Raw genomic sequence first — 24,959 nt, forward strand, 5'->3', positions numbered from 1 at the left:
CGCTACGCTTGCGCGCGGCCGCGCTGCCACAACACGTCGGCGCCGCCATCGGCCCGGTTCAACACGCGCGCCAGGACGAACAACAGATCCGACAGGCGATTCACATACTGGCGCGGCGCCTCGTTCACCCCATCGTGGCGGCCCAGCGCGATGATCGCCCGCTCCGCTCGCCGGCATACGGTGCGCGCCACGTGCGCCTGCGCCGCGGCGCGATTGCCGCCGGGCAGGATGAACTCCTTGAGACGCGGCAGATCCGCGTTGTAGTGCGCCAGCCATTCGTCGAGCTTGAGCACTTGAGCGGGCTGGATCAACGCCTGGCCCGGCAGGCACAATTCCCCGCCCAGATCGAACAGATCGTGCTGGATATCGATCAGCGCAGTGCGCACGCCATCGGGCAGCGCCTCGCACAGCAGCAAGCCCAGATGCGAATTGAGTTCGTCGACTTCGCCGATGGCGTGAATTCTCAGACTGTCTTTATCGACCCGGCTGCCATCGCCCAAGCCCGTCGTGCCATCGTCGCCAGTGCGTGTGGTGATTTTGCTCAAACGATTGCCCATGCCCAGTGCCCTCTTAGGAAAGTAATCGCGTCGTGCGGTGCACAACGCACGCTGCCAGACGCCGCGCGAATGACGAGTTTAACCCTTGGGCGGTGCCGCCGCGCGCGCCGCTTTGGTATGATCGGCAACGCGCGACGGCCAATGCCTGCCTCCCATCGGGGCGCAACGGCGTAAAATCGTCGTCAGCACCGCAGCCGGCAAGGGCATCCCGAGCCATGCTCGCGACCATGATATGGCGGTCGGCGCCTTGAACAGGAGACTCTCGTGAATCATCCCCACCCTGCCCCCCTCGATCTCGCCGCCGCCAAGCGCCCGTTCCCGGATGCGCTGCTGGCTGCCCTCAAGGCGCTGCTTGGCGAGCGGGTCAGCACCGCCGCCGCGGTGCGTGAGCATCACGGCCGCGATGAATCCCCGTTCGATCCGATCGCGCCCGATGCCGTTGCCTATGCCCGCAGCACCGAGGAAGTGGTGCAGATCGTGCGCCTGTGCGCCCAATCCGACGTGCCGATCATTCCGTACGGTGCCGGCTCGTCGCTCGAAGGCCATCTGCTCGCCGTGCAAGGCGGCCTGACGCTCGATCTGTCGGAAATGAATCAGATCGTATCGATCAATGCCGAAGATCTGACGGTGACCGTCCAGCCGGGCATTTCGCGCAAGACACTCAACGAGGGACTGCGCGACACGGGACTGTTTTTCCCGATCGACCCGGGCGCCGACGCCAGCATCGGCGGCATGTGCGCCACCCGCGCCTCAGGTACTAACGCGGTTCGCTACGGCACCATGCGGGAGAACGTCCTGGGCCTGACGGTCGTGCTGGCCGACGGCCGCGTCGTCAAGACCGGCTCGCGCGCGCGCAAATCATCGGCCGGCTACGACCTGACCCGGCTGTTCGTCGGCAGCGAGGGCACGCTGGGCATCATCACCGAAGCAACCGTGCGGCTCTACCCGCAGCCAGAAGCGGTTTCCGCCGCTGTGTGCGCCTTTTCGTCGATGAGCGATGCGGTGCAATGCGTGATCGAAACCATTCAGTTGGGCGTGCCCGTGGCGCGCGTCGAATTCGTCGATGGGCTGGCCATCCGCGCGATTAACCAGCACTCCAAATTCACGCTGACCGAATCGCCCACCTTGTTCTTCGAATTCCACGGCAGCCCGACCGGTGTGCACGAGCAGGCTGAAACCGTGCAGGCGCTGGCCAGCGAGCATGGCGGGCAAGGCTTCGAGTGGGCCACCCAGCCGGAGGAACGCAGCCGCCTGTGGAGTGCGCGCCACAATGCATATTTCGCCATGCTGCAGCTCAAGCCGGGCTGCCGGGCGGTGACCACCGACGTCTGCGTGCCGATTTCCCGACTGGCCGAATGCGTGGTCGAGACCGAGCAGGACCTCAAGGCGTCGCCCCTGCCCTGCCCGATCGTCGGCCATGTCGGCGACGGCAACTTCCACGTGGCCATTCTGGTCGATCCGGACAAGCCCGAGGAGCTGATCGAGGCAGAGCGGCTGAATCGACGCATTGTCGAGCGCGCCATCGCGATGGGAGGCACCTGCACCGGCGAGCATGGCGTCGGGCTGCATAAAATGGGCTTTCTCGTCTCCGAGCACGGCGAGAACGCGATCGATGTGATGCGCAGCATCAAAGCCGCGCTCGACCCGAAAAACCTGCTCAACCCTGGCAAAATTTTCCGAATGCCGGCGTAATCGATGCCTGTTCCCGCCGCTGCCGGCGCCCGCGCCGGATCCAAGTCCGCGCTTACCGAATCGATGCCATGAACGCACCCTACGCTGCGCCCGAAGTCCCCGAGGATGCGCTGCTCGCCGAGCGCCGGCAGGCACTCCTGCAGGCGCTCGGGGCGATCCTGCCGCCCGCGTGCCTGCTGCACGAGCGCGAAGACACGACGCCTTATGAGTGCGATGGCCTGGCCGCGCACCGGCGCATTCCGCTGGCCGTTGCGCTGCCCGAGACCGAAAACCAGGTGCAGCGCATCCTGCATGTCTGCCACGAACTGGGCATTGCAGTCGTGCCGCGCGGTGCCGGCACGGGACTGGCCGGCAGCGCCATGCCGATCGCCGACGGCCTGGTGCTCTCGCTGGCCAAGTTCAAGAAAATCATCAATGTCGATCCCTACGCCCGCACCGCGACCGTGCAGCCCGGGGTTCGCAACATCGCCATTTCCGAAGCGGCCGCCACTTACGGCCTGTATTACGCGCCGGATCCCTCGTCACAGATCGCCTGCACCATCGGCGGCAACGTGGCCGAGAATTCCGGTGGCGTGCACTGCCTCAAATACGGCCTGACCGTCCACAACATACTGCGTGTGCGCGCGGTCACCATGACCGGCGAAATCGTCGAGTTCGGCTCGCTCGGCCCAGACGTGGCCGGGCTCGATCTGCTCGGCGTATTCATCGGCAGCGAAGGCATGTTTGCGGTGGTCACCGAAGTCACCGTCAAGCTGATTCCGAAACCCCAGACCGCGCAGGTCATCATGGCCAGTTTCGACGACGTCGAAAAAGGCGGCAATGCGGTGGCGGCAATCATTGCCGCGGGCATTATCCCCGCCGGCCTGGAAATGATGGACAAGCCGGCGACCCGGGCCGTCGAGGAATTCGTTCACGCCGGCTACGACCTGGACGCACAAGCCATCCTGCTGTGCGAATCCGACGGCACGCCCGAGGAGGTCGCCGAAGAAATCATGCGCACCAGCCAAGTGCTCAAGGCAAACGGCGCCACCCGCATCCAGGTCTCGAGAAGCGAGAGCGAGCGCCTCAAATTCTGGTCCGGGCGCAAGAATGCCTTTCCTGCCGCAGGCCGCATCTCGCCCGACTACTATTGCATGGACGGCACAATCCCGCGTCGCCACATCGGCACGCTGCTGCGCCGCATCAACGAGATGGAGCAGCGCTACCGGCTGCGCTGCATCAATGTGTTCCACGCCGGCGACGGCAATATGCATCCGCTGATTCTTTTCAACGGCAACGATGCCGACGAATGGCACCGCGCCGAGACGTTCGGCGCCGAAATTCTCGAGACCTGCGTGGAGCTGGGCGGCACGATTACCGGCGAGCACGGCGTGGGCATCGAGAAGATCAATTCGATGTGCGTGCAGTTTTCCCCGGCCGAGCGCGACGCCTTTTTTGCAGTCAAGCGCGCCTTCGATCCGGTCGGCCTGCTCAACCCTGACAAAGCCATTCCGACGCGCGCGCGCTGCGCCGAATACGGCAAGATGCACGTGCGCGGCGGCTTGCTGCCCCACCCGGATCTGCCGAGATTCTGACGATGCAAGGATGGTCGGATCAACCTACGTACGGCTGGCGCAAGCGCCTTTACACCATCATCTTCGAGGCCGACACCACGGCCGGACGCCGTTTCGACGAAGTCCTCCTGGTAGCGATCTGCGCCAGCGTGCTGGTGGTCGTGCTGGGCAGCGTGCCGGCGATCCAGGCTCGCGCCAGCACACTGCTGTGGCTGCTCGAATGGCTGTTCACGCTCGCCTTTACCGTCGAATATGTCGCCCGGCTGGCGTGCGTGCGCCACCCGTGGCGCTACGCGCTGTCCCTCTACGGGCTGGTCGATCTCGCGTCGATTTTACCGACCTACCTGGCAATTCTGGTCCCTGAACTTTACTACCTGATCGACGTGCGCTTGCTGCGCCTGATGCGCGTGTTCCGAATCCTGCGACTGAGCGCCTATGTCAGCGAGGCCAGCGTTCTGCGCGAGGCACTCTATCATGCGCGCCGCAAAATATTCGTATTCCTGATTTTTGTGAGCATCGTAGTGATCATCATCGGCACACTGATGACCATCATCGAGGGCCCGGCACACGGCTTCACCAGCATTCCGGTCGGCATCTACTGGGCCATCGTCACGCTCAGCACCACCGGCTACGGCGATCTGGTGCCGCGCACGCCGCTTGGCCAGGCGATCACGGCCTGCGTTATCCTGCTCGGCTATGGCGTGATCGCCATTCCAACCGGCATCATGGGCGCCGAAATCTCCGCGTCGATGCGGCGCCGGCCGGTCACCACCCGCACCTGCACGCATTGCATGACCGAAGGGCACGATCTCGATGCGCGCTTTTGCAAACACTGCGGCCAAGCCTTGTCGCCTCACCAATTCGACGAACACGCGATACGCTCACGATGAATACCGTACTCGAACAATTTCGCGCGGCGATTGAAACCGCCACGGCAACACATCAACCGCTGCAATTGCGCGGCGGCGGCACCAAGCAGTGGTACGGCCAGCAGCTTGCCGGCCAAGTGCTCGATACGCGGCCCTACCGGGGAGTGATCGCCTACGATCCTGCCGAGCTGGTCATCACCGCGCGGTGCGGCACGCCGCTGGCCGAAATCGAGGCGGTGCTGGCCGAGAAAAATCAGTTGCTGCCGTTCGAGCCGCCGTATTTCGGCCCGCATGCGACCTTCGGGGGTTGCGTCGCCGCCGGACTGTCCGGACCGCGCCGGCAAGCGGCCGGCGCGGTCCGCGATTTCGTGCTGGGCGCCTCGCTGATGGACGGCAAGGGGCAGGTGCTGAACTTCGGCGGACAGGTCATGAAGAACGTCGCGGGGTACGACGTGGCGCGCCTGCTGGCCGGCTCGCTGGGCATTCTCGGACTGATTCTCGAGGTCTCGATCAAGGTCATGCCGCAGCCGTTCGCCGAATTGACCCTGCGCTTCGAAATGAATGCCGTGGACGCCGTGCGCAAGCTCAATGAATGGGGCGGGCAGCCATTGCCTATCACCGCCAGCGCTTGGCACGACGACATGCTGGCCGTTCGCCTGTCGGGCGCCTCGGCAGCCATCAAGGCCGCGCGCGTCAAGCTCGGCGGTGAGCTGGTCGATGCGATCCACGCGGCCAAGTTCTGGCAGGGCGTGCGCGAGCATACCGACACGTTTTTCGCTGACGCGGGCCCCGACCGCGCCTTGTGGCGACTCTCGCTGCCGCCAATCACGGAGCCGCATCGCCTGCCCGGCAAACAGCTGATCGAATGGGGCGGTGCTCAGCGCTGGTGGATCACCGATGCCGACGCGCAGAGCGTGCGCAGCGCCGCCCGCCAGGCCGGCGGTCACGCAACGCTGTTCCGCTACGGCGAGGCCAGCGCGGGGGTGTTCACGCCGCTGGCGGTGCCACTGATGCGAATTCACCGCAATCTGAAGGCGGCCTTCGATCCGGCCGGCATTTTCAACCCGGGACGGATGTATCCGGAACTCTGAGTTCGGCCGATCTCGAGGAGCCCGCGCCATGCAAACCCATCTCGCTGATTTCATTCGCGGCACCCCGGCCGGCGACGAGGCTGACGCTATCCTGCGCAAGTGCGTGCACTGCGGATTCTGCACCGCCACTTGCCCGACCTACCAGTTACTGGGCGATGAGCTCGACGGCCCGCGCGGACGCATCTATCTGATCAAGCAAATGCTCGAGGGCAGCGACATCAGTACCCGGACCATCGGCCACCTGGACCGCTGCCTGACCTGCCGCAGTTGCGAAACGACCTGCCCGTCGGGCGTCGAGTACGGGCATCTGGTCGACATCGGCCGGCAGGTCGCCGAGCAGCGGGCGCGACGTCCGTTCCTGCAGCGCGCGCAGCGCAAGTTTCTGTCGACCTTGCTGCCCAATCCGCATTTGTTCGGCCCGGCATTGCGCCTGGGACAGTTTCTGCGGCCGGTGTTGCCGCGCCGGCTGCGCCGCAAAATTCCGTTGCACGGCAGCAGCGGCCAGTGGCCCCGGCAAACCCATCAGCGCAAGATGCTGATGCTGGCCGGCTGCGTGCAGCCGGCGATGCTGCCCAACATCAATGGCGCGACCGCGCGCGTGTTCGACGCTGTCGAGATCCAGTTGATCATGGCCCCCGAGGCGGGCTGTTGCGGTGCGATCCGGCACCACCTGAGCGACTCGGCCGGCGCGCTGGATGATATGCGGCGCAACATCGACGCGTGGTGGCCTCATATCCAGCAGGGCGTCGAATCGATCGTGATCAATGCCTCCGGTTGCGGCGCGATGGTCAAGGAGTACGGACACCTCTTGCGGCACGACTCGCGCTACGCCGCCAAGGCCGAGCGCATCGCGGCGGCCGCGCGTGACGTGAGCGAGATTCTGCCGGCGCATGCGCCGACACTCAAGCAGCGCACGCACCGCCCCGGTACTCAGGTGGTCGCCTATCATCCTCCCTGCACGCTGCAGCACGGCCAGCAACTGCGTGGCGACGTCGAGCGCTTGCTGCTTGAGTTGGGTGTCAATCTCAAGCCGATTCAAGACAGTCACTTATGCTGCGGCTCGGCTGGCACCTACTCGTTGCTGCAGCCAGAACTTGCCACGCGCCTGCGCGACAATAAACTGACGCAATGCGAGGCACACCGTCCCGCGATGATCCTGTCGGCCAACGTGGGCTGCATTGCGCACCTGCAAAGCGGCACGCGCACGCCAGTCAAGCATTGGATCGAATTGGTGGACAGCCTGCTGGTATGACATTCCCCCGGAGACCGATATGAAAGACAACCGGATGCTGACAACCTTCGCCGTGCTGCTGATGTTTCAGACCATCGGCGAAACTCTCAGCTACTCGCTGCACCTGCCGATTCCGGGACCGGTCATCGGCATGGTCCTGCTATTACTCTGGCTACTGGCCAACGAGCGGTTGCTGCCCGTCATCGCCCCCACTTCGCAGGAGTTGTTGCGTCATTTATCGCTCTTGTTCGTGCCTGCCGGCGTCGGCATCATGGCGCAGGCCCATACGCTGAGCGGACAGTGGCTGGCGATCGTCGCGGCGCTGGTCATCAGCACGGCCCTGACCATCACGGTCACGGCACTGGTCACGCAAGCGCTGATCCGCTGGCAGGAAAAACGCCGCACGGAGCATGCCGCATGACACCCCGCATTGCAGCCATATGGGTCTACCTGGCAACCACGCCGTTGCTGGGCCTGACCGCCACCTTGCTGGCCTATCTCGCCGCATTCGCTATCTATCAGCGCTGCCGCTTCAATCCGCTGGCGAATCCGGTTGCCATCGCCGTCGCGTTGCTGGTCACGGTACTGACGCTCACCCATACGCCGTACCCGACCTATTTCGAGGGCGCCCAGTTCGTGCACTTCCTGCTCGGCCCGGCCACCGTAGCGCTGGCCGTGCCGCTTTATCAGCAGTGGCCGCGCCTGCGCCGCCATGCGATCCCGTTGCTCGGCGGCCTGCTGGCGGGCTCGCTCACCGCGATCGTGTCGGGCACCGGCATTGCCATGCTGCTGGGCGCGTCTCGCACCACGACACTGTCGATTGCCCCCAAATCCGTGACCACGCCGATCGCCATGGGCATTGCGGACAAAATCGGCGGCTTGCCATCGCTGACCGCGGTGCTGGTGATCTCGACCGGGATTCTCGGCGCCATCCTCGCGACCTTCATCCTGAATGCGCTGCGCATCAAGGACTATGCGGTGCGTGGCTTTGCCACCGGCGTCGCTGCTCACGGTATCGGCACCGCGCGCGCGTTTCAGGTGAGCGACGAGGCCGGCGCGTTTGCGGGTCTGGGCATGGGTCTCAACGGCGTGCTCACGCCGATTCTGGTTCCGCTGCTGCTCAGTCTGTGGCATTGAGCGCCGGTTGGCGCCGGGCGCTGACGCGATTCAGGCCGGCGGCAGCGCCGCCTCGATATCCTGCTGCAACTCTTCGGGCTTGGTGGTTGGGGCGTAGCGCTTGAGCACCTGGCCATCGGCGCCGACCAGGAACTTGGTGAAGTTCCATTTGATCGCATGAGTCCCGAGCACACCGGGCTTTTCGGCCGTCAGCCACTGATAGAGCGGATGTGCGCCGGATCCGTTGACATCGATCTTCGCAAACATCGGGAAAGTCACGCCAAATGTCGTATCGCAAAAGCTGCGTATTTCCTCCGCGCTGCCGGGCTCCTGCGCACCAAACTGATTGCACGGAAAACCCAGGACGACCAGACCGCGCGCGCCATATTGCTGATAGAGGCGCTCGAGCCCGGCATATTGCGGCGTGAAACCGCATTGGCTGGCGGTATTGACGATCAGCAGCGTCTTGCCCGCGTATTGGCGCAACGGCACTTCCTCGCCGCTCAAGGTTCGCACGGAAAAATCGTAGATATTGCTCATGATTGCCTCGCCCGCCGTTGAACACGTCGCAGTGTGCCATAGATCCGGCCTCTTAGCGGCCCGGCTGGGTTGACGCCCGCGCCGCCGGCTGGCGCTCGATCCTGCCCTGCGCGGCCAGTGCTGCGAGGTGTTGCTCGAAGGTTTGCATGCCAAGATGCTGGCCGGTCTGCAGCACCGATTGAAGTTGGGCCGTCTTGCCCTCGCGGATCAGATTGCGCGCGGCCGGGGTAGTCAGAAAAATCTCTTGCGCGGCGACCCGGCCAGGGCCGTCGGCACGCCTGACCAGTACCTGGGCAATCACGGCTTCGAGCGATTCGGCCAGCAAAGAGCGCGCAGCCTGTTTCTCGTCACCGGGAAACACGTCGACGATGCGCTCCACAGCCTGCGCGGCCGAACGGGTATGCAGCGTGCCGAACACGAGGTGGCCGGTTTCGGCTGCCGTCAGGGCCAGCCGAATAGTGTCGAGATCGCGAAGCTCGCCCAGCAGAATCGCGTCCGGATCTTCGCGCAACGCCGCGCGCAAGGCGCTGGCAAAGCTGTGCGTGTGCGCGCCGACTTCGCGCTGCGTCACCAGGCTGCGATGCGACGCATGCACGTATTCGATCGGATCCTCGATGGTCAGAATGTGCCCGGCATGGCATCGATTGCGGTGATCGAGCAGCGCCGCCAGAGTGGTCGATTTACCCGAGCCGGTAGGCCCGGTCACCAGCACCAGTCCAGCCGCCTTGAACGACAGCGCGCCCAGTATCTCCGGCAAACGCAACGACTCCAGCGACGGCACGTCCCGCGCGATCAGACGCATCGCGGCAGCCGGCCCGCGAGCCTGCCAGAACGCATTGACGCGCACACGCGGCAAGCCGGGCCAGTCGAGCGAGAAATCGCATTCGTGCCGCGCCGCATGGCGCGCACGCTGAGCTTCGTCCATCAAGTCCTGCAGGGCTGCGGCAATGTCATCGCCGCCGAGTTGCGGGCAATCGCAGGGCGCCAGTTCGCCATCGATGCGCAGACACGGCGGCATGCCCGCCGACAAATGCAGATCCGAGGCGCCGCACTGCGCCGCGCGCCGGAGAAGCTCGCCAAGTTCCATTTATAATCACTCCGATGAAGTCGTCTCGCGGCGCCACCTTGCGCCGGCCTCGCCGACCGTAGCATCGAGCCCCCATGTCCACCATTGCTCTCAATCTGAAAAACGTCCTGCAGCGCATCGACGCGGCCACCGCACAAGCCGGCCGGCCCGCGCACAGCGTTGAACTGCTGGCCGTCTCGAAAACCGTCAGCGCCGACGTGGTGCGCGACGCATTTGCCGCCGGCCAACTGGCCTTTGGCGAAAACTATGTGCAGGAAGCGCTCGACAAGATCGCCGCGCTGGCGGACATTCGCGAGGCGCTGCAGTGGCATTTCATCGGCCCGCTGCAAAGCAACAAAACGCGCCCCGTCGCCGAGCAGTTCGACTGGGTGCATTCGATCGACCGGCTCAAGATCGCCGAGCGGCTATCTGCCCAGCGCCCCGCGCACCTCCCGCCGCTGCAGGTTTGCCTGCAGGTCAACATCAGCGGTGAAGCCAGCAAGAGCGGCGCCGCGGTAACCGAGGTGGCCCAATTGGCGCATCGGGTTGCCGCCTTGCCGCGCCTGAGACTGCGAGGTCTCATGGCCATCCCCGAGCCGCAGGACGATCCGGTCCTGCAGTGCGAGCCGTTTCGCGCGCTGCGCCACCTGTGGGAACAGTTGCGCGCCGAGGGCCTGGCGCTCGACACGCTCTCGATGGGCATGTCGGCGGATCTCGAGGCGGCCATCGCCGAAGGTGCTACTCTGGTACGCATCGGCACCGCGATCTTCGGTGCGCGCGCCTGACGGGATGTCTCTTTTATCGACAGTGAGGAGCTTCATGAAAATCGCATTTATCGGTGGCGGCAATATGGCCGGCGCCCTGATCGGCGGCCTGCTCAGGCGGGGCGTGCCAGCAACCGACCTGAGCGCGGTCGACCTCTCGCCACAAACGTGCGAGCATCTGACGAAAACACACGGAATCAACGCCAGCACGCAACTGAGCGAGCGTTTGCGCGACCAGGAAGCCATCGTGCTGGCTGTCAAGCCGCAGCACCTGAAGGAAGCGGCGCAGTCGCTTGCGCCCTATCTGCGCGGGCAGCTCGTCATCAGCATCGCCGCGGGCGTGCATGCGGCCGTGCTGTCGCGCTGGCTGGGTGGCTACGATCAGATCGTGCGCTGCATGCCCAATACGCCGGCGCTGATCGGCAAGGGCATCTCCGGCCTTTGCGCGCTATCCGGCGTGGACACCTCGCGACGCCAGTTGGCGGAGCGCGTGTTGCAAGCCGCGGGGGAGGTCATTTGGTGCAATAACGAGGCACAGCTCGATGGCGTCACCGCGCTATCGGGCAGTGGTCCCGCCTACGTTTTCTACTTTATCGAGGCGATGCAGCAGGCAGCCGCCGAGCTGGGCTTCTCCGCTGCACAGGGCCGGCAGCTGGCGATCGCCACGGTCGCCGGAGCCGCCGAGCTCGCGGCACAGTCGAGCGAGCCGGCCAGCGTGCTGCGCGAGCGGGTTACCTCCAAGGGGGGCACCACGTTCGCGGCGCTGACGTCGTTCGAACACGACGGCGTGAAGGCCGCCATCGTGCGCGGTATTCACGCGGCGCACGCGCGCTCGCGCGAGCTTGGCGCGGAGTTGGGCGCCGATTAGCGTTAGTCGCTCAGCCGCCGGCCCCACATGGGATCAATGCGTCGGCGTAAGCAGGTAGTGAAAGAAAATACCGGCGAAAATCGCCGCGCCGAGCCAGTTGTTGTGGCGAAACGCGGCGAAACACCGCATGCGCTCACGCCCCCGAATCAGGAAGTAGTGATAGATGGCGCAGGCTAGCGCCACCGCGATGCCGAGCCAGAACGGCCAGCCGAACCGCAGGTGGTAGCCGACCCCGCCGATAATGGCGAACATCGCGGCGTAGCAGGCCATCACGGCCGCCACGTCGCAGTGCCCGAACGTGATGGCCGATGTCTTGATGCCGATGTGCACGTCGTCGTCCCGGTCGACCATCGCGTATTCGGTATCGTAGGCGACCGACCAGAAGACGTTGGCCAGCAGCAGCAGCCAGGCCAGCGGCGGCACATGCCCCTGCACCGCGGCAAACCCCATCGGAATCCCGAAGCCGAACGCGACGCCCAGGTAAGCCTGCGGAATGGCGAAAAAGCGCTTCATGAAAGGATAGCTGGCCGCCACGAACAATGCCGGCACGGACAGCCATTTGGTCAACCCATTGAGCGGCAGAATCAGCAAGAAGGCCGCCAGCGCGAGCACCCCGGCGACTGCCAGCGCTTCCCACGCGTCGATACGCCCCGAGGTCAACGGCCGCTCCTGGGTGCGTTTGACGTATTTGTCGAAATCGCGATCGGCGTAATCGTTGATTGCGCAACCGGCCGAGCGCATCAGAAACGTGCCCACGATAAATATCAGCAGCACACCCAGCGGTGGATGACCGTCCGAGGCGATCCACAGCGCATTGAGCGTCGGCCATAGCAGCAGGACCGTGCCGATCGGCTTATCAAGCCGAACCAGCCGGAAATACAGGGGCAAGCGTTGAGTGAGCATGGCACACAGTCGAATCATCACATGTGCGCATTGTAGGACAGATGGCCGGTGCGGTACCTGTTGCCAAGCCCGACGCTGATGCTGACGCCGGCCATGATGTGCTGTGCCCGAGCGCACGACCGCGCCGGTGCGAGGCTCGTTCCTTTGACCTAGATCACACAATATTTTGTGGTCAGAAAATACCATGACCACAACCTATAGTGCAAAAGGAGCCGCACGATGTCAGCAATGCCCGATACCGAACCGAGCGACCTGCCCTGCGAGGTGCGCAAGCGCGACGGACGCCGGCTACCGTTCGACGCCACCAAAATCCGCTCCGCGATTGCCCGCGCGGGCCAGGCCAGCGGCGAATTCGGCGCCTGCCAGGCCGAATTGCTCGGCGCCCAGGTCGTCAGGACGGTAAGTGACCGTTTTCCGGGGCAGACGCCCGCCATCGAGCAGATTCAGGACGTGGTCGAACTCACCCTGATCGCCGCCGGTTATCTGAGAACCGCGCGCGCCTATATCGTCTATCGCGAGCGGCACGCGAATCTGCGTCAGGACCGCAAAGCCCAGGTAGATGTGGCGTCATCCATCAACGAATACCTGAATCGCCAGGATTGGCGCGTCAATGCCAATGCCAATCAGGGTTATTCGCTGGGTGGCCTGATTCTCAACGTGGCCGGCAAGGTCACCGCCAACTACTGGCTGTCTCACGTCTATGCCCCGGAGGCCGGCGCGGCTCACCGGGAGGGCGACATCCACATCCATGACCTGGACATGCTCTCGGGCTACTGCGCCGGCTGGTCGCTGCGCACCCTGCTCACCGAGGGGTTCAACGGCGTACCGGGCAAGGTGGAAGCGGCGCCGCCCAGGCATCTGTCGAGCGCGGTCGGACAGATCGTCAACTTCCTCGGCACCATGCAGAATGAATGGGCCGGCGCCCAGGCGTTCTCGTCCTTCGACACTTACATGGCGCCGTTCGTGCGCAAGGATCGAATGACCTACCGGGAGGTCAAGCAGCACATCCAGGAGCTGATCTATAACCTCAACGTGCCGTCCCGCTGGGGCACCCAGACCCCATTCACCAACCTGACCTTCGACTGGACCTGCCCGGACGATCTGCGCGAGCAGGTCCCGGTGATCGGCGGCCAGGAGATGCCCTTTGCCTATGGCGAATTGCAGGCCGAGATGGACCTGATCAACCAGGCCTACCTCGAGGTCATGACCGAAGGCGACGCCAAGGGCCGGGTGTTTACCTTTCCCATTCCGACGTACAACATCACGCCGGCGTTCCCCTGGGAAAGCGAGAACGCCGCGCGGCTGTTCGACATGACCGCCAAATATGGCCTGCCTTACTTCCAGAACTTCGTGAACTCGGAACTGAAACCCAATATGGTTCGTTCCATGTGCTGCCGGCTGCAGCTGGATCTGCGCGAGTTGCTCAAGCGCGGCAACGGCCTGTTCGGCAGTGCCGAGCAGACCGGCAGTATCGGCGTGGTCACGATCAACTGCGCGCGCCTGGGCTATTTGTACCAAAGTGACGAAGCAGGATTGCAGACGCGGCTCGACGAGCTGCTGGCGATCGGCCGCGATACGCTCGAGGTCAAACGCAAGCTCATCCAGCAGTTGATGGACCAGGGGCTGTTTCCTTATACCAAGCGCTATCTCGGCACGTTGCGCAACCATTTCTCGACGCTCGGGGTGAATGGCATCAACGAGATGATCCGAAACTTCAGCGGCGACGAGCACGACATTACCACCGACTGGGGCCACGCTTTCGCCTTGCGCTTTCTGGATCACGTGCGTGCGCGCATCGTTGCCATTCAGGAGGAAACCGGGCACATGTATAACCTCGAGGCAACACCCGCCGAGGGCACCACCTACCGTTTCGCCAAGGAGGACAGCAAGCGCTGGCCGGACATCCTCCAGGCCGGCACGGCGGCGCAGCCGTACTACACCAATTCCTCGCAACTGCCGGTAGGGTGCACCGACGACCCTTTCGAAGCCCTGGAGCGCCAGGAAGCCCTGCAAGCCAAATACACCGGCGGCACCGTGCTGCATCTCTACATGGGAGAGCGCCTGTCCAGCGGCGAGGCTTGCAAGCGACTGGTACGCCGGGCACTGGAGAATTTTCGCCTGCCGTACATCACCGTTACACCCACTTTTTCCATTTGCCCCACGCATGGCTATCTGGCCGGGGAACACGCGTTCTGCCCCAAGTGCGACGAAGAAATCCTGGCGCGCAAGCGCGGCCAGCTCGTCGCTTGATTCCACCACTCGTAAAAGGTGACACCATGATCGAACTATCCGAACCCACCCGCCTGAGCGCCGAAACCATTGAATTGAGGGACGAAGAGCGCCAGCCCTGCGAAGTCTGGACACGGGTGATGGGCTATCACCGCCCGGTGGCCAGCTTCAATATCGGCAAGAAGGGCGAACATGCCGAACGCCGCTTTTTCAGCGAGCGACGCTGTAACCAGGCGGCTTGATCTCATGGCCGCCCTGCGGGTCGGCGGCCTTGTGCCGCTGACTTCCATCGATTTTCCCGGACACCTTGCGGCGGTGGTGTTCTGCCAGGGCTGCGCCTGGCGTTGCGTCTACTGCCAGAACGCGCATCTGATTCCGGCCGATGCGCCTGCCGAACGCTCCTGGGACGATGTGCTGGCGTTTCTCGGCCGTCGGCGCGGCCTGCTCGATGGCGTCGTGTTCTCGGGCGGCGAGCCGACGCTGCAATCCGCCCTGCCCGAGGCCGCGCAAGCGGTTCGCGACCTGGGGTTGCGCGTCGCCCTGCACAGCGCCGGCATGGCCCCGGAGCGGCTGGCTGCGGTACTGCCGCTGGTGGACTGGATCGGCCTGGATATCAAGGCTCCCGTCATATTCCACGAGAGTATCGTGGGTGCGCCACGCGCCTCGGCCAAGGTGATGCAGTCATTGCGGCTGATCCAGGAAAGCGGGACCGATTATGAGTGCCGGACGACCTGGCACCCGGCGCTGTTTCCCGAACCGGAACTGCTGGCCTTGGGCGATGCGCTGGCGCGCCTGGATGTGCGCGCCTGGAGCGTACAGGCGTGCCGCCTGCCCGGCATGCCGGCGCCGGCCATGAAAGGTCTGGCCGAGCGATTGGCGGGGCGCTTCGAGCGCTTCACGATTCGCGAATCCTGAGCAGCCGATCCTTCCGCCCACACCAGCGGGCCGCAGGCGGACGCAAAAAAACCCGCGCCAGCGACCCGGCGCGGGTTTTGCTTCGCCCGGCGCGCCGCTTATTGCAGCAGGGCGCGCAGCATCCAGGCGGTTTTTTCGTGCACCTGCATGCGTTGCGTGAGCAGGTCGGCCGTCGGCTCGTCATGGGCGTCATCGACGATCGGGAAAATCGAGCGCGCGGTGCGCACCACGGCCTCCTGGCCGGCAACCAGTTGCGCAATCATTTCGTCGGCCGTGGGCACGCCCTCGGCTTCGGCAATCGACGACAGCGCGGCAAACTCCCGGTAAGTGCCCGGCGCCGGGAAGCCCAGCGCGCGAATGCGCTCGGCGATCAGATCGACAGCCAGGGCAAGCTCGGTGTACTGCGCCTCGAACATCAGGTGCAGCGTGTTGAACATCGGGCCGGTGACATTCCAATGGAAATTATGGGTCTTCAGGTACAGCGTGTAAGTGTCGGCCAGCAAATGATTGAGGCCTTCGACGATTTTCCTGCGATCCTTGTCGCTGATGCCGATATTGACCACGGTGACGCTATTTTTCTTTGCCATGGGGTTCCTCTGAAATAAAGGTTGAGGCTAAGCCGCTGGCTGGCGGGGTTGCCCAAAATTCGCCGCGGGACGGCCTTGCCGATCACACACCGCGAGCAGTCGATGCGTCTCGTCAGGCACTATACCGTCAGCGCGTAGCTGGCCAGAACATGCTGCACCATGCGCGACATATCGCGCCAGGTCGTCGGATCGTTTCGCTCAATTCTCATCGTGGCCTCCTTGGCGCCATCAACAGAGTCGACGTAACGATCTTAGCGTTCGCAATTCGCGCGTTCCAATTGATTATTGAAATCCGCTCGATAAAAAATGTCGTGCCAGTGCCGCTCGGGCAGCGCCGCACCCGGCGTTCAGTTTGCCGAGACGGGCAAATCGAGCATCTTCACACCCGGCAGCTGACATGCCTTGATGGCCTCGCACACGGCTTCGATCGCCGGCATGCGCGTGAAACTCTTGCGCCAGGCCAGCACCACCCGACGGTCGGGCACCGGCGCCTCGAACGGCACATAGCGCAGCAGCCCATCCTTGGCATGAATGTCGGGCACCGACGTCATCGGCAGCACCGTGATGCCCACGCCGCTGGCAACCATGTGGCGGATGGTCTCGAGCGACGATCCCTCGAAGGTTTTCTGGATTCCGTCGGCATTCTGGGAAAAACGCATCAGCTCCGGGCACACGCCCAGCACATGATCGCGAAAGCAATGGCCGCTACCGAGCAGCAGCATGGTCTCCTGCTTGAGGTCGCCAGCGGCAATCGATTTGCGCTCGACCCACTCATGATGACGCGGCAGCGCCACTACGAACGGCTCGTCGTAGAGCGGACGCACCATCAACCCGCTTTCCGGGAAAGGCAGCGCCATGACGGCCGCATCGATCTCACCCTGCTTGAGCAACTCGATCAGCTTGAGCGTGTAGTTCTCCTGCAGCATCAACGGCATCTGCGGCACCCGCTCGATCATTTCCTTGACCAGCGCCGGCAGCAAATACGGTCCGATCGTGTAAATCACGCCCAGGCGCAGCGGCCCGGCCAGCGGGTCGCGCCCCTGCTTGGCCAGTTCCTTGATAGCCAAGGTCTGTTCGAGCACGCGCTGCGCCTGCGCGACGATCTGCTCGCCCAGCGGCGTGACGCTGACCTCGGCGGCGCCACGCTCGAAGATTTGCATGTTCAGTTCGTCTTCGAGTTTCTTGATCGCCACCGACAGCGTCGGCTGGCTGACGAAACAGGCTTCGGCAGCCCGGCCGAAATGACGCTCGCGCGCCACGGCCACGATGTATTTGAGTTCGGTGAGCGTCATATGAAATTTATCGGCTACGGGGAAATGATAGATTTTCTTTTTTATAGCACAAATGTATGTAAGAAAACATCGGGCCAACTCCCTTGCACCGCGGCGCGGCCTCCCGCAAAAAAGCAAAGCCCCGGCCGGGCGATTCGCGCTGGACCGGGGCCGGGGATGCGCCTGCGCGCATCCGGTATAACCTGCTGTCGCGTTACTGGTTCGAATACAGATTGGAATTCACGCTGGCGACCACCAGTCCGGCGGGCACCGGCGCGCTGGCCAAGGCTTGCGCGGCAGGCGCTGCTTTCGGATAAACCGTATTGGTTTGTTGCACCAGGCCTTGCGATTCCGCATTGATCAGGTCGGCGCGCACTGCGGCACGGCTCAGCGTGCTCACACCGATCCATGACGTATCGGTACCCACATCGGCGCTACCGCGAGCAAACACCGGGGCAGCAACAAAAGCGGACAACAGAGCGGCAACAATCAGAGGGGTTTTCATGACATTTCTCCTGTCGAATATAAGGGGGCGGCATTCAAGGTATTTGCACCGCCGACAGGATCAGTGTATTCCCTATGCTATCGAATAAAAACATCGATTAGTGAAATTCATTGTTGTCGCCAATGGAATAATCGATGGCATCCCAATTGCGCTCAATGACGTGCTGGTTGGGTGCGCGAACTCAAACATCAGGCGCTGAGAAAGGCTTCTCGCGCCCCCAGCCAGCGTTCGAGATGTGCAGCCACGCCGACGGGATCGTCACGCAACAGCGCCTCGGCGGCCTGCCGGGCGGGCTCGATCAGCCAGGCATCTTCCACGAGATCGACGAACCGCAACATTGCCGCGCCGGACTGCCGAGCCCCGAGGAATTCCCCCGGCCCGCGTATTTCAAGGTCGCGGCGCGCGATCTCGAAACCATCGCCGGTCTCGCGCATGGTTTGCAGACGGGCCTTGGCGGTCAACGACAGGGGCGTGGCGTACATCAGCACACAGACTGATTCGGCCTGCCCGCGACCGACCCGCCCGCGCAACTGGTGCAGTTGCGCCAGACCGAAGCGCTCGGCATGCTCGACGACCATCAGCGAAGCATTCGGCACATCCACCCCCACCTCGATGACCGTGGTGGCCACCAGCAGATGCAGCGTGCCGCGCGTGAATGCATCCATCACCGCGGCCTTGTCGGCCGGTGGCAGACGACCATGCACCAGGCCCACCTGCAATTCGGGTAAGGCGGCCATCAGTTGCTGGTGCGTGTCGATCGCCGTTTGCAGCTGCAGCGCCTCGCTCTCCTCGATCAGCGGGCACACCCAGTAGACCTGCCGCCCGGCCAGCGCCGCGGCACGCACGCGCGCCACGACTTCTTCGCGGCGCGTATCGCTGATGACTTTGGTCAGCACGGGCACCCGGCCCGGCGGCAATTCGTCGATCAGCGACACATCCAGGTCGGCATAGTAGGTCATCGCCAAGGTGCGCGGGATCGGCGTGGCGCTCATCATCAGTTGATGCGGCACCGCGCCGCCGGCATCAGACGTTGTGGCAATCTTGCCGCGCAGCGCCAGACGCTGCGCGACACCGAACCGGTGCTGTTCGTCGACCACCGCCAGTCCGAGCCGGGCGAATTCGACGGTATCCTGAATCATCGCGTGCGTGCCGATCACCAACTGGGCTTCGCCGCTGGTCACCTGCGCCAGGGCCGCGCGCTTTTCGCGCGCCTTCAGGCTGCCCGCCAGCCAGACCACCCGCACGCCGAGCGGCGCCAGCCAGGCCGAGAGCTTCAGCAGATGCTGCTCGGCGAGGATTTCCGTAGGTGCCATGATGGCGGCCTGATACCCGGCGTCAATGGTTTGCGCCGCCGCCAGCGCGGCAATAATCGTCTTGCCGCTGCCGACGTCGCCCTGCAGAAGGCGCTGCATCGGATGCGGTGCCGCCAGGTCGGCGCGAATTTCGCGCCAGACGCGCTGCTGAGCCCCGGTCAATGCGAACGGCAAGGCGGACTCGAAGCGCGCCAGCAGCCCATCGGCGCGCGGCGTGCCGCACAGGCGGGGCGCAGCCACGCGCCTGCGTGCGGCCTGCGCGCGCTTGAGCGACAACTGCTGGGCCAGCAGTTCCTCGAACTTGATGCGCAGCCAGGCCGGATGGCTGCGCTCGACGAGCGCGGCCTGTGGCGCATTGGCCGGCGGATTGTGCAGCAGCCGTACGGCGTCGGCCAGGGACGGCAAGGCGCCGTTGGCCAGCACCCCCAGCGCGTCATTCAGTATTCCGGGCGGCAACTGTTCGGGTAACGGCGTGCGCTCGAGCGCATTGGCAATCGCCCGGCGCAAATAGGCTTGACTGACGCCGGCCGTGCTCGGGTAGACCGGCGTGAGCGATTGCGGCAGCGGCGCTCCTTCGTCCACCACCCGGTAAGCAGGATGAACCATTTCCAGGCCAAAGAAGCCGCCGCGCACGTCGCCGCGCACCCTTACCCGCACGCCAGGCGCGAGTTGTTTCTGCTGACTGCCGTAGAAATTCAAGAATCTCAGCGTCAGCTCTTCTTCGCCTTGCTGCACGCGCACGACCCATTGGCGGCGCGGCCGAAAGGTGACCTCGCTGGCGACTACCACGCCCTCCACCTGGGCGTTCTGCCCCGGCAGGAGATTGTCGATTGGCGTGAGCGTCGTCTCGTCCTCGTAACGCATCGGCAGATGCAGGATGAGATCGATGTCGCGCGCCAGCCCAAGCTTGGCCAGTTTGTCCGCCGGGCGCGGCTTGGCGCGTGCCGCCGGCGCCGGACTGAGCCGCTGACTATCGGCCTGTTCTGCTGGCGCCGGATCCCGGTCGGGCGTGGCCTGGTCTTTCGCTTTCGAACGGCGCTCGGTCATCGATTGGGTCAACACAAGTAAAATAGCGGCTGCTCCTCATTGTAAACGCAGGATGTATACCCTTTCCGATTTCGATTTCGACTTGCCCGGCGAGTTGATCGCCCAAAGTGCCTTGCCCCAGCGCAGCGCCAGTCGCCTGCTGGAGGTCGACGCCTGCAGCGATACGCCCGCACCCGTGTTGCATGACAGAAATTTCTCGGCTTTGCCGGAATGCCTGATGCCCGGCGACTTGCTGGTTTTCAACGATACCAAGGTATTGAAAGCCCGCTTCTTCGGGCAAAAAGCCAGCGGCGGCAAGGTTGAGGTGCTGATCGAGCGCGTGCTCGACGAGCGCACCGCGCTGGCGCAGATCCGGGCCAGCAAGAGTCCAGGCGCCGGTTCGACCTTGCGCCTGGCCGATGCGTTCGACGTCACCGTCGGAGAGCGTGTCGAGCCGTTCTTCACGCTGCATTTTCCGCAGGATTGCTACACCCTGATCGAGGCGCATGGACGGCTGCCCTTGCCGCCATACATCACGCACGACGCGACCGATTATGACGAAACGCGCTATCAAACCGTATTTGCCCGTCACCCGGGAGCGGTGGCCGCGCCGACTGCCGCTTTGCATTTCGACGATGCGCTGCTCGACCAGCTCGATCAGCGCGGCATCCGACGGGCCACGCTCACGCTGCATGTCGGAGCCGGCACTTTTCAGCCAGTGCGGGTGGAAAACATCGCCGAGCACCGCATGCACACCGAGTGGTATCGCCTGACTCAGGAACTGCTGGACGCGGTGGCTGCCACGCGCGCGGCCGGCGGGCGGGTGATCGCGGTGGGCACCACCTCGATGCGCGCGCTCGAATCGGCCGCGCAAGCCGCGCTGGCCGCAGGACAGCCGCCGGGCACCCTGCAGCCGGGTAGCGCCGAGACCGACATTTTCATCACTCCCGGTTATCGGTTCCAGGTGGTCGATCGGCTCATCACCAACTTCCATTTGCCCAAATCGACGCTGTTGATGCTGGTCTCGGCCTTCTCCGGCATCGAGACGATCCGGGCCGCCTATCGCCATGCGATCGAGCAGCGTTACCGCTTCTTCAGTTATGGCGATGCCATGCTGCTGACCCGCCAGCAAAGCGCTGCTGCAGACTCGCTACAATAACCCCCTGGCCGCGCTCAACCGGGCGCGGCAGTCGCTCGACGCTTTCATGCTCAACTTCGAACTTCTCTGTACCGACGGCCAAGCCCGTCGCGGCCGCCTGACCCTGAACCACGGCGTGATCGAGACGCCGATTTTCATGCCGGTGGGCACCTATGGCTCCGTCAAGGCGATGTCGCCGCTCGAACTCGACGAGAACGGCGCGCAAATCATCCTGGGCAACACGTTTCACCTGTGGCTGCGCCCCGGCCTGGATACGATCGGCGCGCACGGCGGCCTGCATCGCTTCATGGGCTGGGACAAGCCGATTCTGACCGACTCCGGGGGCTTCCAGGTTTTCAGCCTGGGAGAGCTGCGCAAAATCAGCGAAGAGGGTGTGAAATTCGCTTCGCCGATCAATGGCGACCGGCTGTTTCTGTCACCCGAAATCTCGATGCAGATTCAGCATGTCCTGAATTCGGACATCGCGATGCAGTTCGACGAATGCACGCCGTACGAGATCGACGGGCGCCCGGCGACCGAGGCCGAGGCCGGCGCCTCGATGCGCATGTCGCTGCGCTGGGCGCGCCGCTCGCGCGACGAATTCGACAGACTGGCCAATCCCAATGCGCTGTTCGGCATTGTGCAGGGCGGCATGTACGAGCATTTGCGTGACGAATCGCTAGCCGGGCTGACCGAGCTCGACTTCCACGGTTACGCGATCGGTGGCCTGTCGGTGGGCGAACCCAAGGAGGACATGATGCGCGTGCTGGCTCACGTCGCGCCGCGCCTGCCCGCCAACAAACCGCACTACCTGATGGGAGTCGGCACGCCCGAAGACCTGGTGGCAGGGGTGGCCGCCGGCGTGGACATGTTCGATTGCGTGATGCCCACGCGCAACGCCCGCAATGGCTGGCTGTTCACGCGCTTGGGCGACCTGAAAATTCGCAATGCCGCGCACAAGAGCGATACTCGCCCGCTCGATGCGAGTTGCGCGTGCTACACCTGTCGCAACTTCTCGCGCGCCTATCTCCATCATTTGCAGCGTGCCGGGGAGATTCTCGGCGCCCGGCTCAACACCATTCACAACCTGCATTATTATCTGCAACTCATGCGAGACATGCGCACGGCCATCGAAACCCGGCAGTTCGACAACTTCGTCCGACAATTCCATCACGAGCGCGCGCAAGGCGTCGATTGACGGATCGTCGATTGGTGCGCCAGCGATGGTAGAATGTTCGGCTACTTGAAAAGCGGGAGGAACCTAATGCCCGCTGAGAGGCCAGAGCACCATCGCAACGTCCTATGCTGTGATGGGAATATTCTGATTATGGGGGCGTGGCATTCCGTTTGCCCGACATTCTGGAATAAGTCAAACTCTGCCTGGCCATCGACTTCCGACCACACCATTTTGGAGAACCGAACGTGCTGATTTCCAACGCTTTTGCCCAGACTACCGCTGGCAGCCCGACCAGCAGCCTGATGAGCTTCCTGCCGCTGGTATTGATGTTCGTGGTGCTGTACTTCATTATGATTCGGCCGCAAATGAAGCGCCAAAAAGAGCACCGCAACATGCTTGCCGAATTGACCAAGGGCGACGAAATCGTCACCTCCGGCGGCCTGGCCGGGAAAATCACCAAAGTTGCCGATAATTTCATCAGCGTCGAAATTGCCGAAGGCATAGAAATCAGCGTGCAAAAGAGCGCCGTCACGACGCTGCTGCCCAAGGGCACGCTGAAGTCGCTCTGACCCGCTCCGCGTATCGCCAGGTGTCCGCCGCGACGGCGGACCCGTTTCCGGCTCCTTCGACGCACCTGCTCCGCTGCCGATCATGAATCGCTACCCTCTCTGGAAATACATCGTCATCCTGGCGGCCCTGGCCATCGGCCTGTTGTACGCTGCGCCCAATCTGTTCGGTGACGTGCCGGCCGTCCAGATCCTCAGCGTCAAGGCCACGGTCAAGGCCGATCCCGCGCTGCTCGAAAGGGCCGAGGGTATTCTGACGAGCAATCACATTGCGTTCGACGGGGCCGAATTCGACAACAGCAACCTGAATCCGACCGTACGCATCAGCTTCCACGATACCGACACGCAATTGCGCGCCAAGGATCTGCTGGCACAGACGCTCAACCCGGACGCCAGCGATCCGACGTATGTGGTCGCCCTCAACCTCGTATCGGCCTCGCCGCATTGGATGAGCGCGCTGCATGCGCTGCCGATGTATCTCGGCCTGGATTTGCGCGGCGGTGTCCACTTTCTGTTGCAAGTCGATATGGCCGGGGCCATCAGCAAGAAGCTCGAGGCCATCGCCGGCGACGCGCGAACGCTGTTGCGCGACAAGGACATCCGTAATGACGGCGTGAGCCGCACGCCCGACGGCACGCTCCAGGTGCAGCTCGACTCCGAGAATGCTGCGAACAAGGCGCGTGACGTGCTGGCCGACCATCTGCCCGATCTGCAATATACCGTTCAGCCGGCCAGCGCCGGCAAGTACAACGTGATCGGCGCGTTCAGCGACACCTCGCGCCGCGCCGTGCAGGAAGCGGCCATCAAGCAGAACATCCTGACCCTGCACAACCGGGTCAACGAGCTCGGGGTCGCCGAGCCAATCATCCAGCAGGAAGGCGCCGATCGCATCGTCGTGCAATTGCCGGGCGTACAGGACACCGCCAAGGCCAAGGAAATCATTGGCCGCACCGCGACACTCGAAGCGCGCCTGGCCGATCCCGACGCGCCGCGCTATCCGACCGCCGACACGCCTGTGCCGCCTGGCGATCAACTTTTCCTGCATGGCAATGGCGCCCCGGTTTTCCTAAAACGCCAGGTCATTTTCAGTGGCGACCGCATCACCAGCGCGTCGGCCGGCTTCGATGAGCAGCAGCAGCCGTCGGTCAGCATCAAGCTTGACTCCGCAGGCGGGCGGGTGTTGCGAGACGTCTCGCGCGACAACATCGGCAAGCCAATGGGTATTGTGCTGTTCGAAAACGGCAAAGGCGAAGTCCTGACCGTGGCCACGATTCGCAGCGAACTCGGCCAGAACTTCCAGATCACCGGCATGGGTTCGCCCCAGGCGGCCAACGACCTCGCGCTGCTGCTGCGCGCCGGCTCGCTTGCGGCGCCGATGAATATCGTCGAGGAACGCACGATCGGCCCGAGCCTGGGCGCCGACAATATCAAGAAAGGGATCCATTCCGTGACGTACGGGCTGGCAGCCATCGCCGTCTTCATGGTGCTCTACTACATGCTGTTCGGCATGTTCTCGGTGCTCGCGCTGCTGGTCAATCTGCTCCTGCTGATTGCCGTGCTGTCGATGCTGCAGGCCACGCTGACGCTGCCTGGGATCGCCGCAATCGCGTTTACGCTGGGCATGGCCATCGATGCCAACGTGCTGATCAACGAGCGCATACGAGAGGAGCTGCGCGGCGGAGCCGGGCCGCAAAAGGCCATCTCCGCCGGCTTCGAACACGCCTGGGCGACCATTCTCGACTCCAATGCGACCACGTTGATCGCTGGTCTGGCCTTGCTGGCCTTCGGCTCTGGTCCGGTACGCGCGTTTGCCATCGTGCACTGCATCGGGATTCTGACGTCGATGTTCTCCGCGGTCTTTTTTGCGCGTGGCCTGGCCAACCTTTGGTACGGCGGTCGCCGCAAGCTCAAGTCGCTGGCGATCGGTCAGGTGTGGCGGCCGGACGGCGCCGGCACCGCCGAGTCGCCCAAACAATAACGCG

Annotated in this window: 24 protein-coding genes; 16 read left to right on the forward strand and 8 right to left on the reverse strand. The window is 63.9% G+C overall.

Annotated elements, in window-relative coordinates:
* Positions 1 to 2: 2 nt before the first annotated feature.
* The gene (locus EPN80_RS03200) at positions 3 to 557 is read right to left on the reverse strand and encodes a cob(I)yrinic acid a,c-diamide adenosyltransferase (protein WP_293023582.1); all 555 of its coding nucleotides are present in this window, start codon (positions 555 to 557) and stop codon (positions 3 to 5) included.
* A 264-nt stretch (positions 558 to 821) separates the two neighbouring features.
* Between EPN80_RS03200 and EPN80_RS03205 the strand changes: the two genes are divergently transcribed.
* The 7 genes from EPN80_RS03205 (at position 822) to EPN80_RS03235 (ending at position 8,130) form a co-directional block, all read left to right on the forward strand.
* Positions 822 to 2,249: an FAD-linked oxidase C-terminal domain-containing protein gene (locus EPN80_RS03205; RefSeq protein ID WP_293023585.1), complete on the forward strand. Its 1,428-nt coding sequence runs from the start codon at positions 822 to 824 to the stop codon at positions 2,247 to 2,249.
* Positions 2,250 to 2,317: 68 nt separating this feature from the next.
* On the forward strand, positions 2,318 to 3,823 hold the full coding sequence (locus EPN80_RS03210; protein ID WP_293023587.1) for an FAD-linked oxidase C-terminal domain-containing protein: 1,506 nt from the start codon (positions 2,318 to 2,320) through the stop codon (positions 3,821 to 3,823).
* 2 nt (positions 3,824 to 3,825) lie between these two features.
* Positions 3,826 to 4,692, forward strand: coding sequence for an ion transporter (locus tag EPN80_RS03215; RefSeq protein WP_293023590.1), 867 nt, complete (start codon positions 3,826 to 3,828; stop codon positions 4,690 to 4,692).
* A complete protein-coding gene (gene glcE / locus EPN80_RS03220) occupies positions 4,689 to 5,762 on the forward strand; it encodes a glycolate oxidase subunit GlcE (RefSeq protein ID WP_293023593.1) in 1,074 nt (357 codons plus the stop codon). The genes EPN80_RS03215 and glcE overlap by 4 nt, the downstream gene beginning before the upstream one ends.
* 28 nt (positions 5,763 to 5,790) lie before the next feature.
* On the forward strand, positions 5,791 to 7,014 hold the full coding sequence (gene glcF, locus EPN80_RS03225; protein ID WP_293023596.1) for a glycolate oxidase subunit GlcF: 1,224 nt from the start codon (positions 5,791 to 5,793) through the stop codon (positions 7,012 to 7,014).
* A 34-nt stretch (positions 7,015 to 7,048) separates the two neighbouring features.
* A complete protein-coding gene (locus EPN80_RS03230) occupies positions 7,049 to 7,414 on the forward strand; it encodes a CidA/LrgA family protein (RefSeq protein WP_293023845.1) in 366 nt (121 codons plus the stop codon).
* Entirely contained in the window at positions 7,411 to 8,130 is a 720-nt protein-coding gene (locus tag EPN80_RS03235) for an LrgB family protein (protein WP_293023599.1), read from the forward strand. The genes EPN80_RS03230 and EPN80_RS03235 overlap by 4 nt, the downstream gene beginning before the upstream one ends.
* A gap of 30 nt (positions 8,131 to 8,160) precedes the next feature.
* Here EPN80_RS03235 and EPN80_RS03240 read toward each other — a convergent pair whose 3' ends face one another.
* The gene (locus tag EPN80_RS03240) at positions 8,161 to 8,649 is read right to left on the reverse strand and encodes a glutathione peroxidase (RefSeq protein ID WP_293023602.1); all 489 of its coding nucleotides are present in this window, start codon (positions 8,647 to 8,649) and stop codon (positions 8,161 to 8,163) included.
* A 52-nt stretch (positions 8,650 to 8,701) separates the two neighbouring features.
* Positions 8,702 to 9,736 carry a type IV pilus twitching motility protein PilT gene (locus EPN80_RS03245; RefSeq protein WP_293023604.1) on the reverse strand — a complete coding sequence of 345 codons (1,035 nt, stop codon included), beginning with the start codon at positions 9,734 to 9,736 and terminating at the stop codon, positions 8,702 to 8,704.
* Between the two features lie 74 nt (positions 9,737 to 9,810).
* Here EPN80_RS03245 and EPN80_RS03250 point away from each other — a divergent pair, with 74 nt between their 5' ends.
* Together EPN80_RS03250 and proC are read left to right on the forward strand one after the other, a co-directional pair.
* Positions 9,811 to 10,500 (forward strand): YggS family pyridoxal phosphate-dependent enzyme, encoded by a 690-nt coding sequence (locus tag EPN80_RS03250; RefSeq protein ID WP_293023607.1) that lies wholly within the window; start codon positions 9,811 to 9,813, stop codon positions 10,498 to 10,500.
* Positions 10,501 to 10,534: 34 nt separating this feature from the next.
* Complete coding sequence (gene proC, locus EPN80_RS03255; protein ID WP_293023610.1) at positions 10,535 to 11,347, forward strand: pyrroline-5-carboxylate reductase; 813 nt, start codon at positions 10,535 to 10,537, stop codon at positions 11,345 to 11,347.
* Between the two features lie 33 nt (positions 11,348 to 11,380).
* Here the strand turns inward: proC and ubiA are convergent, their stop codons facing one another.
* On the reverse strand, positions 11,381 to 12,250 hold the full coding sequence (ubiA, locus tag EPN80_RS03260; protein ID WP_293023613.1) for a 4-hydroxybenzoate octaprenyltransferase: 870 nt from the start codon (positions 12,248 to 12,250) through the stop codon (positions 11,381 to 11,383).
* Positions 12,251 to 12,469: 219 nt separating this feature from the next.
* On the opposite strand from ubiA, the gene EPN80_RS03265 reads away from it, so the two are divergent.
* Genes EPN80_RS03265 through EPN80_RS03275 form a run of 3 tightly spaced genes read left to right on the forward strand, consistent with a single transcriptional unit; the run spans position 12,470 to position 15,394 of the window.
* Positions 12,470 to 14,500, forward strand: a complete 2,031-nt coding sequence (locus EPN80_RS03265; RefSeq protein ID WP_293023614.1) for a ribonucleoside triphosphate reductase — start codon at positions 12,470 to 12,472, stop codon at positions 14,498 to 14,500.
* A gap of 26 nt (positions 14,501 to 14,526) precedes the next feature.
* Positions 14,527 to 14,721 carry an anaerobic ribonucleoside-triphosphate reductase gene (gene nrdD / locus EPN80_RS03270; RefSeq protein WP_293023615.1) on the forward strand — a complete coding sequence of 65 codons (195 nt, stop codon included), beginning with the start codon at positions 14,527 to 14,529 and terminating at the stop codon, positions 14,719 to 14,721.
* A 4-nt stretch (positions 14,722 to 14,725) separates the two neighbouring features.
* Positions 14,726 to 15,394, forward strand: a complete 669-nt coding sequence (locus tag EPN80_RS03275) for an anaerobic ribonucleoside-triphosphate reductase activating protein (protein ID WP_293023617.1) — start codon at positions 14,726 to 14,728, stop codon at positions 15,392 to 15,394.
* Positions 15,395 to 15,492: 98 nt separating this feature from the next.
* Here EPN80_RS03275 and EPN80_RS03280 read toward each other — a convergent pair whose 3' ends face one another.
* From EPN80_RS03280 to recG, 4 genes are all read right to left on the reverse strand, one after another.
* Positions 15,493 to 15,981, reverse strand: coding sequence for a Dps family protein (locus EPN80_RS03280; protein WP_293023619.1), 489 nt, complete (start codon positions 15,979 to 15,981; stop codon positions 15,493 to 15,495).
* Positions 15,982 to 16,328: 347 nt separating this feature from the next.
* Positions 16,329 to 17,273, reverse strand: a complete 945-nt coding sequence (locus tag EPN80_RS03285; protein ID WP_047215933.1) for a LysR substrate-binding domain-containing protein — start codon at positions 17,271 to 17,273, stop codon at positions 16,329 to 16,331.
* A 193-nt stretch (positions 17,274 to 17,466) separates the two neighbouring features.
* Positions 17,467 to 17,757: a DUF4148 domain-containing protein gene (locus EPN80_RS03290; RefSeq protein WP_293023624.1), complete on the reverse strand. Its 291-nt coding sequence runs from the start codon at positions 17,755 to 17,757 to the stop codon at positions 17,467 to 17,469.
* Positions 17,758 to 17,945: 188 nt separating this feature from the next.
* The gene (gene recG, locus EPN80_RS03295) at positions 17,946 to 20,117 is read right to left on the reverse strand and encodes an ATP-dependent DNA helicase RecG (protein ID WP_293023627.1); all 2,172 of its coding nucleotides are present in this window, start codon (positions 20,115 to 20,117) and stop codon (positions 17,946 to 17,948) included.
* 52 nt (positions 20,118 to 20,169) lie between these two features.
* Between recG and queA the strand changes: the two genes are divergently transcribed.
* The 4 genes from queA to secD all read left to right on the forward strand — a co-directional run bounded on the left by queA (position 20,170) and on the right by secD (position 24,955).
* Positions 20,170 to 21,255 (forward strand): tRNA preQ1(34) S-adenosylmethionine ribosyltransferase-isomerase QueA, encoded by a 1,086-nt coding sequence (queA, locus tag EPN80_RS03300; protein ID WP_293023629.1) that lies wholly within the window; start codon positions 20,170 to 20,172, stop codon positions 21,253 to 21,255.
* Between the two features lie 46 nt (positions 21,256 to 21,301).
* Complete coding sequence (tgt, locus tag EPN80_RS03305) at positions 21,302 to 22,432, forward strand: tRNA guanosine(34) transglycosylase Tgt (RefSeq protein ID WP_293023631.1); 1,131 nt, start codon at positions 21,302 to 21,304, stop codon at positions 22,430 to 22,432.
* A gap of 281 nt (positions 22,433 to 22,713) precedes the next feature.
* On the forward strand, positions 22,714 to 22,980 hold the full coding sequence (yajC, locus tag EPN80_RS03310) for a preprotein translocase subunit YajC (protein WP_293023848.1): 267 nt from the start codon (positions 22,714 to 22,716) through the stop codon (positions 22,978 to 22,980).
* An 82-nt stretch (positions 22,981 to 23,062) separates the two neighbouring features.
* Positions 23,063 to 24,955, forward strand: a complete 1,893-nt coding sequence (secD, locus tag EPN80_RS03315) for a protein translocase subunit SecD (protein WP_293023634.1) — start codon at positions 23,063 to 23,065, stop codon at positions 24,953 to 24,955.
* The last annotated feature ends 4 nt before the right edge of the window (positions 24,956 to 24,959 follow it).

Origin of the sequence: Pandoraea sp. (genome assembly GCF_004297875.1) — a bacterium.
Lineage (GTDB): Bacteria > Pseudomonadota > Gammaproteobacteria > Burkholderiales > Burkholderiaceae > Pandoraea.

Excerpts from the sequence above, each read along its gene's own strand:
- EPN80_RS03280 (WP_293023619.1), bottom strand. The coding sequence starts at position 15,981 with ATGGCAAAGAAAAATAGCGTCACCGTGGTCAATATCGGCATCAGCGAC.
- EPN80_RS03230 (WP_293023845.1), top strand. The coding sequence starts at position 7,049 with ATGCTGACAACCTTCGCCGTGCTGCTGATGTTTCAGACCATCGGCGAA.
- EPN80_RS03290 (WP_293023624.1), bottom strand. The coding sequence starts at position 17,757 with ATGAAAACCCCTCTGATTGTTGCCGCTCTGTTGTCCGCTTTTGTTGCT.
- EPN80_RS03245 (WP_293023604.1), bottom strand. The coding sequence starts at position 9,736 with ATGGAACTTGGCGAGCTTCTCCGGCGCGCGGCGCAGTGCGGCGCCTCG.
- tgt (WP_293023631.1), top strand. The coding sequence starts at position 21,302 with ATGCTCAACTTCGAACTTCTCTGTACCGACGGCCAAGCCCGTCGCGGC.
- EPN80_RS03210 (WP_293023587.1), top strand. The coding sequence starts at position 2,318 with ATGAACGCACCCTACGCTGCGCCCGAAGTCCCCGAGGATGCGCTGCTC.
- ubiA (WP_293023613.1), bottom strand. The coding sequence starts at position 12,250 with ATGCTCACTCAACGCTTGCCCCTGTATTTCCGGCTGGTTCGGCTTGAT.
- yajC (WP_293023848.1), top strand. The coding sequence starts at position 22,714 with ATGAGCTTCCTGCCGCTGGTATTGATGTTCGTGGTGCTGTACTTCATT.
- secD (WP_293023634.1), top strand. The coding sequence starts at position 23,063 with ATGAATCGCTACCCTCTCTGGAAATACATCGTCATCCTGGCGGCCCTG.
- EPN80_RS03200 (WP_293023582.1), bottom strand. The coding sequence starts at position 557 with ATGGGCAATCGTTTGAGCAAAATCACCACACGCACTGGCGACGATGGC.
- EPN80_RS03235 (WP_293023599.1), top strand. The coding sequence starts at position 7,411 with ATGACACCCCGCATTGCAGCCATATGGGTCTACCTGGCAACCACGCCG.
- nrdD (WP_293023615.1), top strand. The coding sequence starts at position 14,527 with ATGATCGAACTATCCGAACCCACCCGCCTGAGCGCCGAAACCATTGAA.
- EPN80_RS03275 (WP_293023617.1), top strand. The coding sequence starts at position 14,726 with ATGGCCGCCCTGCGGGTCGGCGGCCTTGTGCCGCTGACTTCCATCGAT.
- EPN80_RS03285 (WP_047215933.1), bottom strand. The coding sequence starts at position 17,273 with ATGACGCTCACCGAACTCAAATACATCGTGGCCGTGGCGCGCGAGCGT.
- EPN80_RS03240 (WP_293023602.1), bottom strand. The coding sequence starts at position 8,649 with ATGAGCAATATCTACGATTTTTCCGTGCGAACCTTGAGCGGCGAGGAA.
- queA (WP_293023629.1), top strand. The coding sequence starts at position 20,170 with ATGTATACCCTTTCCGATTTCGATTTCGACTTGCCCGGCGAGTTGATC.
- glcF (WP_293023596.1), top strand. The coding sequence starts at position 5,791 with ATGCAAACCCATCTCGCTGATTTCATTCGCGGCACCCCGGCCGGCGAC.
- recG (WP_293023627.1), bottom strand. The coding sequence starts at position 20,117 with ATGACCGAGCGCCGTTCGAAAGCGAAAGACCAGGCCACGCCCGACCGG.
- EPN80_RS03265 (WP_293023614.1), top strand. The coding sequence starts at position 12,470 with ATGTCAGCAATGCCCGATACCGAACCGAGCGACCTGCCCTGCGAGGTG.
- glcE (WP_293023593.1), top strand. The coding sequence starts at position 4,689 with ATGAATACCGTACTCGAACAATTTCGCGCGGCGATTGAAACCGCCACG.
- proC (WP_293023610.1), top strand. The coding sequence starts at position 10,535 with ATGAAAATCGCATTTATCGGTGGCGGCAATATGGCCGGCGCCCTGATC.
- EPN80_RS03250 (WP_293023607.1), top strand. The coding sequence starts at position 9,811 with ATGTCCACCATTGCTCTCAATCTGAAAAACGTCCTGCAGCGCATCGAC.
- EPN80_RS03215 (WP_293023590.1), top strand. The coding sequence starts at position 3,826 with ATGCAAGGATGGTCGGATCAACCTACGTACGGCTGGCGCAAGCGCCTT.